Genomic DNA, 14,015 nt, shown 5'->3' with positions numbered 1-14,015 from the left:
GCATCTTTATATTAGCCATTTTTGACTAATGTGAAACTGTTGTTATTTAGAAATTGAAAGTTAACAATAACAATGGTTTAGCAAATCAATTATCATATAAAAGGGTTGTTCTGGTTAGATATTTTAACTCCATATTTAATAATCAGAAATAAATGTAAGTTTTAGTAACTTAATATATCATATCTAGAAGTTAGATAATATATTGAAATACTAAGTAGAAAATGCTTTTAGTTGAAAACTTTTTGCAAAGGGTAAGTAGTTACTCATCACAACGTAAAGTTTATTTTGAAGACCAAGAATATAGCTATAATCAGATTGTTGCTAAAAGCTATGATTTAGCTAGGCTACTTGAATCTTATAAATATAAAAAAGTTTTCTTCAATCTTAAAAATTCACCTCTAACAATTTGTTTATATCTAGCTAGCTGGATTGCAGAAATTGAGTTAGTTGTACCAGTTAACCCTAGGCTTATAGATAAGGAGCTAGAAGGAATTTTAGAGACCAATTCTTTATTTTTAACAGATAAAGACAGTATCGAGCTGACAGAGTTTTATAAAAAGAATAATATTGAAGTTCTTATAATAGGCAATGAAATAAAATTTTTGGAGAATATTACTAAAACTACAGATTTTAGTGTATTCAGGAAAGCTATAACAGCTCATGTAAGCTCAGGTACTACAGGAGCTTATAAAAAACATATGCATAACATTAATCAAATTATAGAATATGCTAAAAATAGAGCTAATGATTTAGATTTAGTAATAGATGATCATTTATTGATAGCGTTATCTATGAATCATGCGTTTGCTTTTTCATATCAACTTTTACCAGCTTTAGCAATAGGGTTAGATATTACGATTATTAGAGAATTTAACCCTCAAAAGATGGCACAGATAATATCTAGATGTAAAGTAACATCTTTAGCTTTGCTACCAACTATGTATTATTTTTTACTAAAAGAAAATATCACTAAACATACACTAAGGTATTTAAGTGTAGCAGGAGATTTAGCTTCCGAAAAGTTACACAAAGCTATAAAACAAAAGTTAGGGTTACCTTTATTAAACGGTATAGGTATGACAGAGATTTTTGGTTATGGGCAAAATGTTTGCGAAAACACTAGTATAAATGAGGTTGAAATTTTTAAAGATACAGAGATTAAAATAGAAAAGTTTGAAGGTTGTACTTATGGTAAAATCTTCATTAGAAGCTTTATGTTACCAATTAACAATAAAAAAGAGTGGCTTAAAACTGGAGATATAGGTAGCTTTGATGAACAAACTAAAAAACTTACTTTCTATGGCAGGTACAAAGATATTATTATAAAGGGCGGTTCAAATATTTCCCCAGTAGAGCTAGAAAATATTATTTTAAAGTTAGCTAGTATAAAATCTTGTGTAGTTGTTGGCAAAAAAGATAAAATTTGGGGAGAGCTTGTTTGTGCTATTATAGTTAGCGAAAGTAAAATTTCTTTAGAAGAGTTAAACAAACACTTGTTAAAATATTTAGCTGAATATAAAAAAGTGGACATATTATTAAACTTTGATCAAATACCGTTGACAAATACTGGTAAAGTAGATAGAAAAAAAATAAGGCAGATTGTAGAAAATGGATAAAGTTTTACCAGAATATGCCTTGTTTGAGGATTCTTTAACAAAAGAGTTAAGTTACTATTTTACCGAACCAGTAACAGAAATTATTGCGACTAATGAGCCATCCTTATTAGAAGCTTTTAAAGAGATGTTAAAGCTACAAAAACAAGGTTTGTATTTAGCAGGTTTTGTTAGCTATGAAGCAAGCTATTATTTAAATAAGACCTTAACGCATCTAAGATCAGATAATGATGGAATACTTCTTTATTTTGTGGCATTTAAAAAGCTTGAAAATAATATCCCTGCAAAAGAAAGTAACAAAAGCATTGTACTACTCATAGATAATCTTAGCTTTGATGACTATCAAAAAGGTTTTATAAAAGTCCAAAATGCTTTACAAAATGGTGAAAGTTATCAAATTAATTATACAAAAAACATTAAAGGAGCTACTTCTTTAAGTGGTTTAGAGTTGTATACTTTATTAAAGAAGCAACAACCAGTTAGATACGGTGCGTATTTACCATTTCGGGATATTGAAATAATATCAATATCTCCAGAGCTATTTTTTAAAAAACAAGCTACAAAGCTAGTTGTAAGACCTATGAAAGGTACAGCAAGACTTACTGGGGATATTAACGAGGATGAAAAAGCTTATAACCAACTACTTAGTTGCCCTAAAAATAGAGCTGAAAATCTTATAATTGTAGACTTATTAAGAAATGATTTGTCAGGTATTGCCAAAACTCATACAGTAAAAGTTGATGAAGCATTCACTATAGAAAGGTATAATAAGCTTTTACAAATGACTTCTGAAATTTCTGCAGAAGTAAACAAAGAGACACCTTTTAAAAAAATTCTAGATAGTCTTTTTCCATGTGGATCGATAACAGGAGCACCAAAAAAGCGCACCATGGAACTTATAAAAAATATTGAAAAAGATAATAGAGGTGTTTATACAGGAGCTATTGGTTACATACTGCCAAATAATGATATGTGTTTTAACGTTGCTATTAGAACTATTCAAAAGAAGGGTCAAAACTTACAATTAGGAGTAGGTGGAGGAGTTACAATATATTCTGAATGCTTTTCAGAATGGCAAGAAATGGCTACCAAGATAAACTTTATAAAACAAATCTATAAGCCTGATTTCTCATTAGTAGAGAGCATATATTTTTATAATGGATTTAGGAACCTAGAGTTACACCTACAACGTTTACAAAATACTGCCGAGAGGTTATTTTTTGATTTTTGTATTGATAATGTAGCTAAAAGTTTAAATAAATACTCTAAAAAATTAGAGGCAGATAAGGAATATAAAGTTCGTTTAGAATATTTTCATGATCAAAGCTTCAGTATTGAGGATACTGAAATTAACAATTCCAATATCATACCGGTAAAACTTAAAGTTTGTCCTGAAAGAATAGACTCTAAAAATAAATTATTTAACTATAAAACTACCCACTCATCGACTAGAGATTTTTATTCAGCTATGCATGAAAAGTATGTTGGCAACTGCTCAAATATAGAGATTGTATTTTTAAATGAGTTTAACAACATTACAGAAACAAGGTTTCACAATATAATTATAGAAATTAATGGTAAAAAATATACTCCTAAACTTAGTGATGGTGTATTAGCAGGTGTAGCTAGAAAAACACTAGTAGATAAAAAAGAAATTGAAGTTAAAAGTATTAGCTTAGAAGAATTTAAAGCAGCTGATAAAATATACCTTATCAATAGTGTCAGAGGCTTAATACAAGCATATTTAGAGATTTGATTATGGTACTTTTTATTGATCATTATGATTCTTTTACTAATACTATAGTTGACTATATTACTTACCTTGGACATAAAGTTTTAGTGATTAAAACAGATGATGACATACCAAGATTAGGTAGCTTTAGTCATATTGTAATAGGCCCAGGTCCAGGGCATCCAAATGAATTAAAAAAACAATACCAAGTTATTAAATACTGCGAGCAAAATAATACTTCTTTATTAGGCATATGTTTAGGTCATCAGTTAATAGCTCAATATTACGGTTCTAAAATTATAAAAGCTAAACAAGTTTATCATGGTAAAAATTCAGTAATCAATCAATGTAATCAATCATCACTTTATTTTAATCACCCAGAAAGTTTTGAGGTTACACGTTACCATTCTCTAATAGTCGATAAGATTAAAGAACCTCTTATTACTACTGCTATAACTGAAAATAATGAAATTATGGCTTTTCAGCATGAAAGTTTAAAAATCTTTGGTGTTCAATACCACCCAGAAGCTTATTTGACAGAGTATGGATTAAGTACATTAGGTAATTTTTTAAAGTTATAAGTCTACTTATTTTTCCAATAAGATTCTTTTTTTTCTTCTTCAAACCGAGAAACTGAGTGGGAGCGACTTCTTGGAGATAAGTTAGTATAACTTTCCCTATTATTTCTATCTATTAGTTGAGATTCATTTTTATACTTTGTAAAAACTGAAATTACGTTACCTCTTAATATACTTCCAAGGTTAAAATAATCTTCATAGCTTTTTGCTTGTTCAACAACTGACAGAATTTCTTTATAAAGGTTGGAGACTAAACTTATTGGATAATTGTCTAAGAAATATGAAAACTTGTTGTTACGAATTAGCTCAAGTGATTCATTTATGGAGTAATAGAAAAATAAAGGTGAATTAGTTTGTTTTGGGTTTGTAATATAATCTTTTATAGTTTTCTTATCTTTTATGCACTCAAGTACGGATAACACACTCTTTAAAAATGGTAGGAGCACATAATTTTTTAGGTCTTTAAAAGCACTTCGGTCTTCAGTAAATGTATAGCTATAGTAAGCTGCACTTACGAACTGATCATCATAGCAATCTGATATATCTAATATTTCATCTGGAATTCCACAAGCTAAGGGTATTCCGTTTAGAACATTACTAAGTGGTGTTATTTTACTAAGGTGTTTACGGTATCTGGTTAATGTAGGAGAATCAGGATTACTATTTACCGCTTTTATAGCTGAATGAGCTTTATCTCTGTTAATCTCTCTTCTAATAGGAGAAAGTTCAGCTTCAACTTCCACTAATAGAACATTTTTAAGTTCGAATAATAGTTTATAAAAATCTCCATTTTTTTTCTTGTATTTTTGAGATCGTGGTAGAGTATGTTGTTGAAATTGTTTTGGTTGGTTGAATAATACTTGAGTTTCTCTACTTGTTGCATATTCTGTAATTGCATCAGATCCATCATAAGAATTTATAAAAGAATCTAAAACAAACTTTGCCTCATCCTTAAGCTTACAATCGTTTATCTCTTTTAATAATTTATTCGCTTCATTTACATGAAGGCGGTTCTTAAAAAAGTGGCGTGGGTTTATGTAATCATTTATTTCTTTATTAGCAAATTTCTTAAATTCTTTTAAGTTCATATTTAAACTATATTTTTAAATTTATATATATTAAATAAATTTTTAATTTATTGCAAGGGAAATATTTTTGACTTAGAATATGAAATATATTTTCTAACTTTAATAAAGAAGAATATTGTAGTTGTTAATAATGTGAGTATTTTCAAGTTTTAAGACAATATATTATTGCTAGAATGATTTATTTGATTTTCACATAGGTTTTAACTTTTTAAGAAAAATCAAAAAGGTACAGGATATTTTCTTCTAACCTTCTCAATATCTACTAATACTTCCGTTGATAAATTTAAATTTATAGCGTCAATGTTATTTTTAAGTTGCTCCATAGAAGTAGCTCCTATGATACTACAACTCATATATGGTTTTCTTATGGTAAAAGCTATAGCCATTTGACAAATATCAAGATTATGTTTTTTTGCTATGTCTATATATGCAGCTACTGCTTCATCATTTGTTATTAGTCTAAATTTATAACGGTCTTCTTGACCATCTAAAATCTCTGGTGACATTCTAGTACCTTTAGGCCTAGCACCATTAAGGTATTTGCCTGTTATAATTCCTTGCTCAAGAGGTGACCATGCAAGGTAAGAAATATCCTCAAGAGCACAGCTTTCCATAACATCAGTTTCATCTCTTCTTCGGTTAAGATTGTACTCATGCTGGATACTTTGAAGGCGTGGTAAATTATGCTTTTCAGCTAATTTAATAAACTGGTTAATACCCCAAGCAGAATCATTAGATAAACCAAGATATCTTATTTTACCTGCTTTTATTAGCTCCTCACATGTTTGTAAAATTTCTAAAATATTATCAACAATCTGATTTTTATTTTTATTACCAACTGGAGGCTCAAAATCCCACCAATTACCAAAATGGTAATGAGCTCTATTAGTTGGCCAGTGAAATTGGTAAAGATCAATATAATCTGTTGATAAACGTTTTAAGCTGTTATCGACAGCTGTAATTATATTTTGTTTATCAGTTTTTGGATTTTTTTCATTTCTTGCCCACTGCATAGGTGAAAATTTAGTTGCTAGAGTTACTTTTTGACGTTTTTTTGTAGCTTTAAACCAATTTCCTATAATGGTTTCTGTATCTCCATACCTGTCAGCTGTAGGTGGAATAGGGTACATCTCTGCTGTATCCCAGAAATTAACTCCTTGAGAAAGTGCATAATCCATTTGCTCAAAACCTTCAGCTTGAGTGTTTTGTCTACCCCATGTCATTGTTCCAAGACAAATTCTACTGATATCTATGTTTGTTGATCCTAATTTTGTATATTTCATTTCTAAATTATGCAAGTTTTTTGAAAATTATAACAAGTCTACAGTCTTATGACTATATGTATTAATTTCTAGGAAAATTAACTTATAAAATATGCTCTTACTATACCCAAATATTCATGAACAATTCTTTGTGTAATATAAAAATTATAAGCATTAGGTAGTATCTTAAGTTCGGTGGTAGGATTAGATGAGGCTAGACTAATAATTTTAATATCAAATTTATTAAAATATATTTTGGAACGTTTTAAATGTATGGAATCAGTAATTAGACAGTAGTTATTTTGGCTATTACCAATTATTTCTTTCACAAACTTAGCATTTTGATAAGTATTTTTTGCTTGTTTCTCCAACAATACATCTGATTTTTGTATCCTCAGCTTATATAAATCGTCTGCATAAACTTCAGCTTCTGAAAGTTTATTATTACTAGTAACTCCACCTGTTATTATTACCTTTTGAGGATATTTGGTATAAACTTCAGCAGTCTTTAAAATCCTATCATAAGCAGCAAGACTTGGCTCTAAGTTGCCATTTAAGGGTTTGGATATACCAGCACCTAGTAAAATTATACCTTTAGTATTTGAGCACATATTTATATCTGTAGGTTTGGTTTCTAGTGAACTAGCTAAAAGTTTTCCCAGTAAACCACTACCTGCTAGATAATAAACTATAACTATAAATATAAAAAAAATTCTCACGTATTTTTTTGTAAAAATACAACTAATTATTAGAATAAAAAAGAAAATACAACCTAGATCAAGTAAATCACTCATTTTTAAAGTAACCGCCAATAATTTGTGTAAAAGTTTCAGAATTTTTATTGTTTTTTCCTCGAAATGAAACACAAGTATGTTGGGCTGTTATTTTTACAGATACATCTTCTGTTTTGAGTATAAATTTAAGTGTTTCAAATATTTGAGCAGCCATTCTTTCTTGAATTTGTGGCCGTCTTGCAAAAAAATCACAAATACTATTTATGCGACATAAGCCAATAATATTATTATCTTTTGGGATAAATGAAACTTCCGCTGTTCCTTCAAATGGTACAAAGTGATGTTCACAAAAAGACATTATATTAATGTTTTTTTGTGTAAGTATACCATCATACTTAAATTCATTTTCATATAAAGCGCAAGCAGGAAAATTGCCATAGTCAAGACCATAAAAAATTTCTTGGGCAAACATTCGAGCGACTCTATGTGGGGTTTTTTCAAATTCAATAGTAGTTAGACCTAAAGCTGTTAGAATTTCTTGGTAAGCGTTTGAAATAGTTTCTATCTGCTTGGGTTTGTCTATTTTCAAGCTTCTATATACTTCTAGTCCTTTTGATACTAGGTGTTTTTGTACTTGTAGACCTAGCTCTTTATCATATGTTGTTTTCATTAAATTCGAGCAAAATAAAAGTTCCTAAAACAATTATATTATGTAATAGCTTGTAAATAAATCTAACTAATACTTTTATAAATGATAATATAGTATGACTAAATATTAAAAGGATACAAATGTCTACTAATTTTATGCAATTAGGGCTTTCAACACAGATATGTAAAGCTCTAGAAACTAAAGGTTATACAAAGCCAACACCAATTCAAGAGAAATCTATTCCTCTTATATTAAAAGATAATGACTTAATGGCAAGTGCGCAAACTGGTACAGGCAAAACCGCAGCATTTACATTACCAATTATTGAAAAATTAATAAATCAGCCTAAAGCTAGATCTAATACAACTAAAGTTCTTATTCTAACACCAACGAGGGAACTAGCTGCTCAAATAGAAGATCAAGTTAGTATATATGCTGCAAATACGCATATCCGTTCTACAGTAGTATTTGGTGGTGTAAGCATAAACCCTCAAATGATGAAATTAAGAAAAGGAGTAGAAATCCTAATAGCGACACCTGGTAGATTACTAGACTTATATAGTCAAAATGCTATTAGATTTACTGACTTAAACACCTTAGTTTTGGATGAAGCTGATAGAATGCTTGATATGGGTTTTATTCATGACTTAAAAAGAATCCATAAGCTTTTGCCTAAGAAGATACAAACACTAATGTTTTCAGCTACTTTTTCTGCAGAGATAAAAGATCTAGCCCAAAATTTTTTAAATAACCCTAAATCTGTTTCTGCTGATGTTGCTAATACAACTGTAGAAAAAATAACCCAAAGTATTATAACTGTAGATAAATCACAAAAAGTTAATGCTTTGATATCCCTAATCAAAAGGGATAATTGGAATCAAGTATTAGTATTTTCACGTACAAAACATGGAGCTAATAAGATAGCTGAGAAGCTTAATGATGCAGATATAAAAGCTAGCGCTATCCATGGCAATAAAAGTCAAACTGCCAGAACAAAAGCTTTAGCAGATTTTAAATCTAATCTGATAACTGTTTTAGTGGCTACAGATATAGCGGCTAGAGGAATAGATATTCAGCAGTTACCATATGTTATAAACTTAGATTTGCCTAATGTTGCTGAAGACTATGTGCATCGTATAGGTAGAACAGCAAGGGCAGGCCAAACTGGAATAGCTATATCATTAGTAAGTGCTGATGAAGTTGAGATGCTATCAAATATCGAGCATCTAATAGGACACTTATTACCTCGTGAAGAGCTTGAAGGCTTTGAAGCTCAACATAATGTACCTACTACAAGTATGAGTAGAAAAACAAAAGTTAAAAAAATAGATGAAGTAAAAATTATTGCAGCAAAAAGAGCAAATAAAAGTAAAAAATCATCAACTCATAACAAGGATTTCTCTAAACTAATTAGACAAAAAATCCATGCTAATAAGAGTGTAAAGGCTAGGCAAAGTTAGGAATTAAATAATGGTCGGGGAGCGAAAGTTATTCCAAGTAATGAAGTGTCTTACATGTAAGAATCTGAGCCTTTCCACTTAACTGTGTAAATTCACTTACATGAATCTCTGAATTCTATGCTCAAACTCGATAGCGAAATAAGGCATAGCCTCATTCCAATATTTAACAGGCATAGACCATTTTTTAGTCAAATAATCTATAGCCAAGTACAAAGATTTGAAAACAGAGTCATCTTTAGGAAATAGCTTTTTATTCTTAATGACTTTCCTAAACTGGCTATTAAGCGATTCAATCGCATTAGTAGTGTAAATAACTTTACGAATTTTTGGAGGATATTGCAAGAATACAGTTAAATTATCCCAATTATTTATCCATGACTTTGAAATTAAAGGATATTTAGTATCATATTTATTTGCAAAGTTATCAAGCTCAGATTGAGCTATTGCAATGGTATCAGCATCATATATTTTCTTTAACTCTCTAGCTACCTCTTTCTTGTCTTTATATGGCACATACTTAAGACTATTACGAATTTGATGAACGATACAAAGCTGATGCTTTGTCTCAGGGTATATAGCTTGTATAGCATCAGACATGCCTTTTAAATTATCAGTACATGCTATAAATATATCCTGTAAGCCTCTATTCTTTAATTCAGTAAAAACACTAAGCCAATATTTAGCACCTTCATTTTGACTGATCCAAAGACCTAATACATCCTTATGACCAGTTAACGATATGCCAAGAGCCACATACACAGCTTTATTAATAATATGCTTGTCTTCTCTAACTTTAACGACTATACAGTCAAAAAACACTATTGGATAAACTGACTCTAAAGGTCTATTTTGCCATGCTTTAACATCATCAATAATAGCTTCTGTAACATCACTTATAAAGCTTGTACTTATCTTTGTATCATATAACTCAAATAACTGTTGTTGGATATCTGTAGTACTCATACCTTTAGCATACAAAGATATAATTTTTTGGTCTAAGCCGTTTATCTTGGTGACTCTTTTGGGAACTATTTGAGGTTCAAAGTCACTATCTCTATCTCGTGGAACTGATATTTCCAAATTACCTGTGTCTGTAGCTAATGTCTTGTTACTATAGCCATTCCTAGCATTTGATGAATTAGTCCTTTGGTGTTTTGAATAACCAAGATGACTATTCATTTCTGCATCTAGTGCTTTTTCTAATAATCGTTTTGTTAGTTGCTTTAGCAAACCATCTTTCTCAAACATTTGATTAATATCAACACCTGAATCTATTATTTGATCTGCAATAGCTGTGTAAATATCTTCTGACTTCTTATTCTTAGACATTGTTTCTATCCTTAATATTTCGCTAGAAATAATCTAGCAGGTTAATTAAGAATTTACACATTTATTTGGAAAGTCCCAAGAATCTAGTTTTTTCAGAGCATCTAATATAGATTCTCGCTCTTTTTTATCTGATAAATTGGTATACTTAAACTTCAAGCTATCTTCAAACTCTTGTAGGGATTCATTTACAAGCTCATTATCAACAACACCGGCCATTTGTTTATAAAACGTTTGTAAACCTTCTAATATTTTAGTCATACCTGAATTATCATTGACATTTATTTTTCTAGAAAATAAAGAGTTACCCGCGAATTTTCTATATTCACGATCTTGCTTAGCAAAATCTATTATTTCGACAATTATACGATTTGCTATATTTTCTAATGTAACTTTATCGTTAGCATCTCTTATATCGTCTTCACTTATAGCTGCGATTCTATCGTGAAAACACATTATTCTATTATAACCTATCTTTCCATGATGATGTTTTATTCCATGAAACGATTTTTGTTCATAATTATTAACATACTCGCTTAATGAAAAAACAAGTAAAAAATCTTTCAAAGTTTGAACTTCAAATTTTGATTGCGTTAGTTCCATTTGTGGTAGATGGTCTTGGTTATATTTTTTAGTTTTTCCCTCACCTTCATTGCGTTCTTTATGTTTGAAATCTTTAAAACTTTTTAAAACCTTGTTTAAACCCCTTTTGTACTCGTCATTAAAGCCACTCATATATTTTTTCTTAAAGTCTCGATATCCGGTTTCTTCCACTTTATCCGTATGGCTGTAGTTATGGAAGACAATTTTATTATCAGATTGCTTATTACCATGTTTAAAATGTAATTCATCTGCTGTTTTTTGGAAAGCACGATCTCTATCTATTGTTGATATATCGTTTAATTTAAACTTATTTTTTGAATTCTTCGTTAGTTCAATAGCCTTACATGCATTATTATATGCAACGACAGAAGTTCGATTGAAATTATTTTTGTGTAATTCTTCCATCAATGATTGAGCAAAAATTTTGGTCATAGGAGTTATTTCTCCCAAGTCGTCTTTTTTGAAGTCAACATTAGCGATCATAAGGAAAATTTGGAGGTTTTTTTTAGATAGAGCAGGGATATATTTGGATAGTACATTTGCTATATCAGAAGATGGAATACTCTGATAGTCTAAGTCATGACCTGGAGATTTTATAAGTTGTTGAATACTACGTTCACTTACGCTATGTGCAGAGATATAGATCCTAGAATATGGTTGAATATTTTTTAATTCTTTTGCCATTAATTCTTCTGCAATCTCACAATTATTTTTATCTCTTTTAATATCTAGTTTTTTGGCATGAACATTACTAAAATAAGGAAAATTTATCCTAACAAAAGGAATAGTAGACTTTAATAGAGATTTGCGTTTATGATCGCTATGCATTTTAATCGTATACTCACGCTCTAGGTTTTTATCTTTTTGATAAAAATAGGATTTCTTAGTTTCACTACCTGTTCCATTCATATCTCCATGGAATGATATGTATATAGCATGTCTAAATTTCATAATATTACCTAATTTTTAATTTTGTTAATTTTAAACATAATACAATAAATAAATAATATTTTAAATATATTATAAAAATAATTTTTAATAAAATTATATATTTTGTAATTATTTTAATATTTGGCTTAGTTTATAATGCTTGTTAAATTTTAAACTTCTAGGTAACAATCATAAGTCTATTTTATACGATTGTTTAATATAATTTTATTAATTTAATTGTTGAATAAATTTAAATTAAAATATAAAATAAGTTTTGGAGATTATTTTACTTAAGTATAGAAGCCTCATTTAAAGTAAATCTAACTAATTTATAAAAATTTCGTTTAATCGTACTAATGTTAGGAGAACCTATGGAATATAAAAAAACAAAATTATTTGGTGTACTCTTTATGAGTCTATTTTTTTCAAAATTATATGCTGGAAGTAAAGGTTCCGAATTATGCATTATTAATCAATATTCGCAACCTATAACTATCAAACGAGTAGATTTTAACCCCAGTGATTGGGAAAATAAAAATACTCAAATTAGAGATAATTTTCAAGGCAAAACTGTTTTAGAAGGAGAAAGAGTTTGTTCTCACTTAGAATTAAATAAGTCGTTTTGGTCTAATGATGTCTCGGGGCCATATACAATGTATGTCGAAACAGGAAATGATGATTTATTAAAATTTTCGACAAACCAAAATTTGGCTTTTAATTCAGGACCGTTTACAAAAAGCATTTCATTAAACCAAGCTAGTGCTCCAGGTGATTCTGTTTTCTTAGTAGGATCTGAAGAAAGGCTTTCTATATATATAAGGGCAGCTAAGCCTGATAATACTAATTGGATGGAGCAGTTAATTAACCAAAACCCTAATCTACTTTTAAACCAATTAATTATGCCTGCTACTCACGATTCTGGAGTATATCAAAGCTCTATTAGATTTAGTGATAATCCAAGTATTAGCGAGGTTGTTGTAAGTTCTGTAGCACGTAAACACCCTGAGTGGTACTTTACAAACGATTTAAATATAACAGAGCAGCTTCGTGCAGGGGTTCGCTTCTTTGACGTTAGAGTGGGTATGTTTAATGGTAAAGAGATGGCGCTTTTTCACCAAAATTATGACTGGGGTCATGGTTATGGTGTTTCCTTTAACCAATTTTTAGAGGAGATGGAAAGTTTTATAACAACTGAAGGTAAAAACGAAGTTATATTTTTATATTTAGCTCACGCTGAAACGAACGAAAGTAGTTCTTCTACAATAAAGGCTATCGATAAGAAAGAAATGATATCAACTTTAAAAAGTAAACTAGATCCATATTTCTATAAACAAGAAGATGGAGATTCTCTACGTAAAGTTACTTTATCTGAATTAAAAGGTAAAATTGTGCCTTTACTAAATAAAAGGGAGCTTGGTACGTATATAGATTCAAAAGATGGTTTATGGGGGTATGTTGGTTATCCAAACATTAGTCCAGAAAATTACACCATATATGATAAATACTCAGAAACTGCATCACCTAAAACTTTAGTTACAGACCAGAATAATAAGCTAGAAAATTTTGGGGGACTAGATAATTATTATTGGTTCTTATACAGCTTTACATTAACTGGAGAAGCAGGGATTCTTGATATAAGATCATTAGCTGCTAGAGCAAATTATATATTACCTGAGCAAATTCATAAAATGAGTCAATCAGAGATGAAAAAAGCTAATATTATATCTTATGACTTTGTTAACGCTTGGCAAAATAAGCAAATAATAGATTTGAATTTTGACTAATATAACCTGAGTTAGATATTGAAAGTTATATTTTTATAAAAGTTTAAGAGTTTAAACAATACAAAATTATTTTAATAGTATCTTTAAAAGTGTTTCGCAACTAGCTTTGCTAGTTATTGCGACATACTTTTTTCATGGCAAAAAAAGTATGCAAAACTGCCTAGCACTATGCTATCGCGTAGCTGTAAGCCAAGGGCAGCTACAAAACTCACGAAGCTCAAATAGTTGTAGCTGCTTATTGCTTGTCTTTACAGCC

At 29.7% G+C, this 14,015-nt stretch carries 11 protein-coding genes; 5 read left to right on the top strand and 6 right to left on the bottom strand.

The features are described from left to right. The first annotated feature begins 221 nt into the window (after window positions 1-221). The 3 genes from E3E15_RS04080 to E3E15_RS04070 are packed head-to-tail and all read left to right on the top strand — an operon-like array spanning window position 222 to window position 3,926. Window positions 222-1,616 (top strand): class I adenylate-forming enzyme family protein, encoded by a 1,395-nt coding sequence (locus E3E15_RS04080; RefSeq protein ID WP_172106679.1) that lies wholly within the window; start codon window positions 222-224, stop codon window positions 1,614-1,616. Then, window positions 1,609-3,369 carry a chorismate-binding protein gene (locus tag E3E15_RS04075; RefSeq protein WP_172106678.1) on the top strand — a complete coding sequence of 587 codons (1,761 nt, stop codon included), beginning with the start codon at window positions 1,609-1,611 and terminating at the stop codon, window positions 3,367-3,369. The genes E3E15_RS04080 and E3E15_RS04075 overlap by 8 nt, the downstream gene beginning before the upstream one ends. Before the next feature lie 2 nt (window positions 3,370-3,371). Then, window positions 3,372-3,926 carry an anthranilate synthase component II gene (locus tag E3E15_RS04070; RefSeq protein WP_172106677.1) on the top strand — a complete coding sequence of 185 codons (555 nt, stop codon included), beginning with the start codon at window positions 3,372-3,374 and terminating at the stop codon, window positions 3,924-3,926. 2 nt (window positions 3,927-3,928) lie between these two features. Here E3E15_RS04070 and E3E15_RS04065 read toward each other — a convergent pair whose 3' ends face one another. The 4 genes from E3E15_RS04065 to folE all read right to left on the bottom strand — a co-directional run bounded on the left by E3E15_RS04065 (window position 3,929) and on the right by folE (window position 7,677). Beyond that, complete coding sequence (locus E3E15_RS04065) at window positions 3,929-5,011, bottom strand: hypothetical protein (RefSeq protein ID WP_172106676.1); 1,083 nt, start codon at window positions 5,009-5,011, stop codon at window positions 3,929-3,931. A gap of 218 nt (window positions 5,012-5,229) precedes the next feature. Continuing rightward, window positions 5,230-6,294, bottom strand: coding sequence for an aldo/keto reductase (locus E3E15_RS04060; protein ID WP_172106675.1), 1,065 nt, complete (start codon window positions 6,292-6,294; stop codon window positions 5,230-5,232). 77 nt (window positions 6,295-6,371) lie between these two features. Then, entirely contained in the window at window positions 6,372-7,067 is a 696-nt protein-coding gene (locus tag E3E15_RS04055) for a YdcF family protein (RefSeq protein WP_172106674.1), read from the bottom strand. Further along, a complete protein-coding gene (gene folE, locus E3E15_RS04050) occupies window positions 7,060-7,677 on the bottom strand; it encodes a GTP cyclohydrolase I FolE (RefSeq protein ID WP_172106673.1) in 618 nt (205 codons plus the stop codon). Before folE ends, E3E15_RS04055 begins: the two co-directional genes overlap by 8 nt. 119 nt (window positions 7,678-7,796) lie before the next feature. On the opposite strand from folE, the gene E3E15_RS04045 reads away from it, so the two are divergent. Beyond that, window positions 7,797-9,116 (top strand): DEAD/DEAH box helicase, encoded by a 1,320-nt coding sequence (locus E3E15_RS04045; protein ID WP_245313646.1) that lies wholly within the window; start codon window positions 7,797-7,799, stop codon window positions 9,114-9,116. Window positions 9,117-9,212: 96 nt separating this feature from the next. Here the strand turns inward: E3E15_RS04045 and E3E15_RS04040 are convergent, their stop codons facing one another. Further along, the gene (locus tag E3E15_RS04040) at window positions 9,213-10,445 is read right to left on the bottom strand and encodes an IS256 family transposase (protein WP_172106156.1); all 1,233 of its coding nucleotides are present in this window, start codon (window positions 10,443-10,445) and stop codon (window positions 9,213-9,215) included. Window positions 10,446-10,490: 45 nt separating this feature from the next. Further along, window positions 10,491-11,996, bottom strand: coding sequence for a hypothetical protein (locus E3E15_RS04035; RefSeq protein ID WP_172106672.1), 1,506 nt, complete (start codon window positions 11,994-11,996; stop codon window positions 10,491-10,493). Window positions 11,997-12,346: 350 nt separating this feature from the next. Between E3E15_RS04035 and E3E15_RS04030 the strand changes: the two genes are divergently transcribed. Then, window positions 12,347-13,759, top strand: a complete 1,413-nt coding sequence (locus tag E3E15_RS04030) for a PI-PLC domain-containing protein (RefSeq protein WP_172106671.1) — start codon at window positions 12,347-12,349, stop codon at window positions 13,757-13,759. Window positions 13,760-14,015: the final 256 nt, after the last annotated feature.

Origin of the sequence: Allofrancisella frigidaquae, from assembly GCF_012222825.1 — a bacterium.
Classification (GTDB): Bacteria; Pseudomonadota; Gammaproteobacteria; order Francisellales; family Francisellaceae; genus Francisella; species Francisella frigidaquae.
This window is presented reverse-complemented; position numbering and strand designations above follow the sequence as displayed.